This is a genomic window from Dietzia cercidiphylli, from assembly GCF_014145145.1.
Lineage (GTDB): Bacteria > Actinomycetota > Actinomycetes > Mycobacteriales > Mycobacteriaceae > Dietzia > Dietzia natronolimnaea.
Genome location: NZ_JAALEA010000426.1, coordinates 1 through 5018 on the forward strand (window position 1 = coordinate 1; position 5018 = coordinate 5018).

General features: G+C 70.0%; 4 protein-coding genes. 3 read left to right on the forward strand and 1 reads right to left on the reverse strand.

Annotation, left to right across the window (positions count from 1 at the left end; all coding sequences use genetic code 11):
• Nucleotides 1–52 precede the first annotated feature (52 nt).
• Complete coding sequence (locus G6028_RS14555) at nt 53–706, reverse strand: TetR/AcrR family transcriptional regulator (RefSeq protein ID WP_241730786.1); 654 nt, start codon at nt 704–706, stop codon at nt 53–55.
• 103 nt (nt 707–809) lie between these two features.
• Between G6028_RS14555 and G6028_RS14560 the strand changes: the two genes are divergently transcribed.
• Genes G6028_RS14560 through G6028_RS14570 form a run of 3 tightly spaced genes read left to right on the forward strand, consistent with a single transcriptional unit; the run spans nt 810 to nt 4976 of the window.
• Complete coding sequence (locus G6028_RS14560) at nt 810–2471, forward strand: class I adenylate-forming enzyme family protein (RefSeq protein ID WP_182659299.1); 1662 nt, start codon at nt 810–812, stop codon at nt 2469–2471.
• Nucleotides 2472–2507: 36 nt separating this feature from the next.
• A complete protein-coding gene (locus G6028_RS14565) occupies nt 2508–3851 on the forward strand; it encodes an MFS transporter (RefSeq protein WP_179525669.1) in 1344 nt (447 codons plus the stop codon).
• A gap of 51 nt (nt 3852–3902) precedes the next feature.
• Nucleotides 3903–4976 (forward strand): phosphotransferase family protein, encoded by a 1074-nt coding sequence (locus G6028_RS14570; RefSeq protein ID WP_182659300.1) that lies wholly within the window; start codon nt 3903–3905, stop codon nt 4974–4976.
• Nucleotides 4977–5018 lie beyond the last annotated feature (42 nt).

Here is a 5018-nt window from a genome sequence, read left to right on the forward strand (position 1 = left end):
GCGGGGTGAGCAGCCACGTGGCCGGCAGCAGGCGCCGCGGGGGAAGGGCCGGTCAACTCGGGGACGGTGACGGGTCGGCGACGCCGCCGGCCCGGGCCGCGCCCACCATGCCGCGGGCGAAGTACAGGTGTCGTGCCACCACGTCGTCTCTCGTCAGCGGGCCGTCGGGGCGGTACCAGGAGGAGATCGACACGCACAGCGACGAGATCGCGCGGGCCGCGTCCTCGGGGTGCTCACAGGCGAAGTCCCCCGAGTCGACGCCGGCCCGGATGGCCTCCTCGAGCATCGCCTGCTGAGAGTCGCGTTGGGCGATGTGGTGGGCGCGGACGCCCGGGTCCATGCTCCGCATCTCCGTGGAGGCCACGAACGCCTGGTCCCGCCTGGCCATGTGGAAGCGGGCGAGGCACTCCACGAGGTTCTCGAAGCGGGCGACCGGGTGGCTCCCGGCGTCCTCCACGGCCGCGCCGGTGTGCTCGAGCATCTCCGCCATCGCCGTGTCCACCACGGCCGCGAGGATCGCCTGTTTCGAGCGATAGTGGTGGTAGAGGCCCGGAACGGACAGTCCGGCCTCTTCGGCGATCATCCTGATCGAGGCGCCGTGGTACCCGTGTCGCGCGAAGACGACCAACGCGGCACGTAACGGGGGCGACAGGGTGTCGGGCCCGAATTCTCGCCAGTCGCTCATCGGTGGACTCTCCTCGGTCATCGAAAAACCCTAGCTGTCGATCACTTGACACGTGATGTGGTGTGGGTAACACTACATCGGACCGAGCGATCGCTCGGTCGGGCCGACGGAGCGGAGGGCGATGATGAACGGACCGAACCCGCGCCCGTGGCGGGAGTTGTACCGTCCGGGTCTCGACGAGGGCCTCGCGGGGCGGCGGGCGACGCTGGTCGACGCCTGGCGCGACCGGGTCGCGACGAGTCCGGACCGGACCGCGGTCGCGTACTTCGACACCCTCCTCTCGGCGCGTGAGGTCGACCGCATGTCGGACGCCCTCGGCGCGGCGCTGCAGGATCGAGGGGTGCGGGGCGGCGACCGCGTCGGCATCCACCTGCAGAACATCCCGCAGTACGCGCTGGCGCTGCTCGCCCTGTGGAAGATCGGCGCCGCCGCCGTGGTCCTCAACCCGATGTACTTCGGTCGCGAGCTCCGGTTGCCCGTCGAGGACTCCGGCGCGGTGGGGATCATCGCCACCGACCGGGACGTCGCCGCGATCCGCGAGAGCGTGGAGGGCACCGACGCCCGGTGGATCCTGAGCACCAGCGAGCGGGACCTCCAGACCAGGAACGACCCCCGGGTATTCGGCGGAACGGACCCGGGAGCGCCGTCGGAGGACGGCGATCTCGTGCGGCTCATCTCCGACTTCTCGGGTCGGACCCCGGCTCCCGTCACGGTGTCACCGGACGACCTCGCGCTGCTGACCTACACCTCGGGGACCACCGGTCCCCCGAAGGGTGCGATGAACTCGCACGCGAACGTGGTGGCCGTGGCCCGGAGTTTCGCCGACTTCGTCGGCATCGTGCCGGGAGACGTGGTGTTGGCCATAGCGCCGCTGTTCCACATCACCGGTGCCGTCATCAACGCGACCCTCGGCCTGCTGGGGGACACCACCCTCGTCTTTGCCGGGCGCTTCCGGCCCGAGGTCGTCCTGGACGCCTTCCGCGAACACCGGGTCACCTACACGATCGGGTCCATCACGGCCTTCAACGCGCTCATGCGTCTGGACGAGGCCGGCCCGGAGCACTTCGGGTCCGTCAAGACGCTCTACAGCGGGGGAGCACCGATCCCGCCGTCGACGGTCGAGCGGTTCCGGGAGCGGTTCGGCCACTACATCCACAACGCCTACGGGATGACCGAGACGACCTCGGGGGTCGTCGCCGTCCCGCCCGGACTCCGCGCCCCCGTGGACGAGGCCAGCGGGACGCTCTCCGTCGGGGTCCCACTCCCGGGGGTCGACGCGAGCGTGGTGGGCGTCGACGATCGACCCGTCCCGCCGGGGCAGCAGGGCGAGCTGGTCCTGAGCGGACCCCAGATCGTGTCCGGGTACTGGCGCAACGCCGCGGCCACCGCCGGGGCGATGCCCGGCGGCCGGCTGCACACCGGTGATGTCGCCGTCATGGACTCCGCCGGCTGGGTCTACCTCGTCGACAGGCTCAAGGACCAGATCAACGCCTCCGGGTACAAGGTCTGGCCCCGCGAGGTCGAGGACGTCCTGTACGAGCACGACGCGGTCTTCGAGGCCGCGGTCGTGGGCCTGCCGGACGAGTACCGCGGCGAGAAGGTGGTCGCGTTCGTCTCCCTCAAGGCGGGCCGCACCGCCACCGGGGAGGAGTTGGTCGCCTTCGCCGCCTCCAGACTCGCCGCCTACAAGAGGCCCGCCGAGGTCCACGTGGTCGGCGAGCTGCCCAAGACCCAGACCGGCAAGATCCGTCGCCGCGAACTCCGCGACGAGCACACCCCCTCCTGATTCCCCAGACCCCTCACCCGACCCGAAGGAGATGACATGGCCGAGGCCAGCATCCGCCCCGACCTCCCCTCGGAGGTCACCCCGACGCAGTCCGCCGAGGGCAACAGGAACGCCAAGAGGTCGCTCGCGGCCAGCACCACCGGGCAGCTGTTCGAGTGGTACGAATGGACCGCTTACGCGGTGTTCGCCCCGTTCATCGCGGCGGCGATGTTCAACAACGAGAACCCGGTCTCGGCCCTGCTGGCGACCTTCGCCGTCTTCGCCGTGGGCTTCCTCGTCCGGCCGCTCGGCGGGATCGTCTTCGGCCGGATCGCCGACGTCAAGGGCCGCAAGTGGGTCCTCATCACCACCATGCTCATGATGGCGGGCGCGAGCCTGCTGATCGGACTGCTGCCGAGCTACGAGACCCTGGGTGTCTTCGCCTCCGTGCTGCTCCTGCTGTGCCGGATCGTCCAGGGCTTCGCGCACGGTGGTGAGTCCGCGACCGCGTACAGCTACGTCGCCGAGATCGCGCCGCCCCACCGTCGCGGGATGTGGGGGAGCCTGGTCTTCGTCGCCATCATGGGCGGCACCGTGATCGCCTACGGCGTGGGCGGCACCATCACCGCCGTGCTGTCCGAGTCCGCCGTCGGCGAGTGGGGCTGGCGCATCCCGTTCCTGCTCGGTGCCGTGTTCGCCCTGTTCGTGCTGTACCTGCGGGCCGGGATGGAGGAGTCCGACGTCTTCGACAAGGCCGCCGAGGCGGCCGCAGCCGACCCGACCTCCCCGGTGGTCACCTTCTCCAGGGGCCGTCTTGCCCGTGCCATCGCGCTGGTCGTGACCATGGTCTCCGGCGTCACCGTCGCCCACTACACCTGGAGCTCGTACGCCTCCACCTTCGCGATCACCCAACGCGACATGGATGCGGGCGCCGCCTTCTGGATGATCTTCGGCAGCCAGCTGGTCGCCCTGTGCACGCTCCCGCTGTGGGGCCTGCTGTCGGACAAGATCGGCCGGCGCCCGGTGATCTTCATCTTCGCTGTCGGCACCATCGTCACCACCCCGTTCCTGATGGGCATGATCGACGACCGACCGTGGACCCTGTTCCTCACCTCGCTGATCGCCATGACCCTGGTCGCCGCCGCCGGTTCCATCCTGTCGTCGTTCATGTCCGAGGCGTTCCCCACCAAGATGCGCACGGCGGGCATCGGTTTCGCCTACTCCCTGTCCGTCGCGGTCTTCGGCGGCAGCGCACCGTACCTCAACGCGCAGTTCATCGAGTGGGACGTGTACTGGATGATCAGCGCCTACATCATCGTGCTCTGCGTCTGCACCATCATCGCGACGGCGATCATGAAGGAGACCCGCGGCAACGACCTGCACACGGTCGGCCACGACTAGTCCGTGCCCGTTCCGGTCATCCGGCCGCCCATCAACCGCGAGGATCACCCCATGACCACTCCACCAGAATCGTCCGCCGGCCCGGCGGTCGACCGACTCCTCCGCCCCGACGTCGTGGGCCCCAAGATCGCCGAGGCCACGGGCGAGGCGGCCTGGACGGACTTCTCCGCCGAGCTGATCGCGGGGGGCAAGTCCAACCTCACGTTCACGCTCCGCTCGGACGCCGGCGAGCTCATCCTGCGTCGGCCGCCCACGGGTGAGCTCCTCCCGAGCGCCCACGACATGGGGCGCGAGGCGCGCATCCAGCTGGGGCTGGCGTCGACGGACGTCCCGGTGGCCGGGATCGTGCTCAACGAGACCACCGGCGAGGACCTCGGTGTCCCGTACTACGTGATGGAGAAGGTCGTCGGTCACGTGATCCGCGACGAACTGCCGCCGGGCTACGCCGAGTCCGACGACGACAAGGCGGCCATGGCGGACGCGCAGATCGACGCGATGGTCGCTCTCCACGCAGTGGATCAGGACGCCGTCGGCCTGGGGGATCTGGGGCGGCCGGAGGGTTATCTGGAGCGCCAGCTACGCCGGTGGCTGGGACAGTCCGAGAAGGCGAGCGCGAGCGTCCGCGCGGACCGCCTCCCCGAGCTGGCCGCGCGACTCGGCCGGGACCTGCCCACCTCGCCGTCGTCGCGGATCATCCACGGTGACTACCGCATGGACAACTGTGTGGTCGACGCCGACGATCCGGGACGGATCAAGGCGATCCTCGACTGGGAACTGTCGACCCTCGGCGATCCGGTGGCCGACCTCGCCCAGACCGTTCTGTACTGGGGCGATCCCGACGGACCCGAGGTCCCGCTCATCCCGAGTCTGACCACGGGCCCCGGGTGGCCCGGTCCGCAGCGGTTGCTGGACAGGTACTGCTCCGCGACCGGCACGGATCCCGCACACATGCCCTGGTACCTGGCGTTCGCGACGTTCAAGTTCGCGGCGATCGCCCAGGGTGTGGCCACCCGCTCCGAGGCCGGGGACATGGCCGGACAGGACTTCGGTGACATCGGCCCGCAGATCCGCGAGCTGGTGGAGTACGGCCACTCGATCCTCGATTCCCGGAAAGGCGCCCGCTGATGGCTGATCCCGCTCCCGACGCCCCCGCTCCCGACGCCCCCG

What these genes read in the sequence shown, in the direction of transcription:
- G6028_RS14570 (WP_182659300.1), top strand. Translation starts at nt 3,903, where the DNA reads ATGACCACTCCACCAGAATCGTCCGCCGGCCCGGCGGTCGACCGACTC.
- G6028_RS14555 (WP_241730786.1), bottom strand. Translation starts at nt 706, where the DNA reads ATGACCGAGGAGAGTCCACCGATGAGCGACTGGCGAGAATTCGGGCCC.
- G6028_RS14560 (WP_182659299.1), top strand. Translation starts at nt 810, where the DNA reads ATGAACGGACCGAACCCGCGCCCGTGGCGGGAGTTGTACCGTCCGGGT.
- G6028_RS14565 (WP_179525669.1), top strand. Translation starts at nt 2,508, where the DNA reads ATGGCCGAGGCCAGCATCCGCCCCGACCTCCCCTCGGAGGTCACCCCG.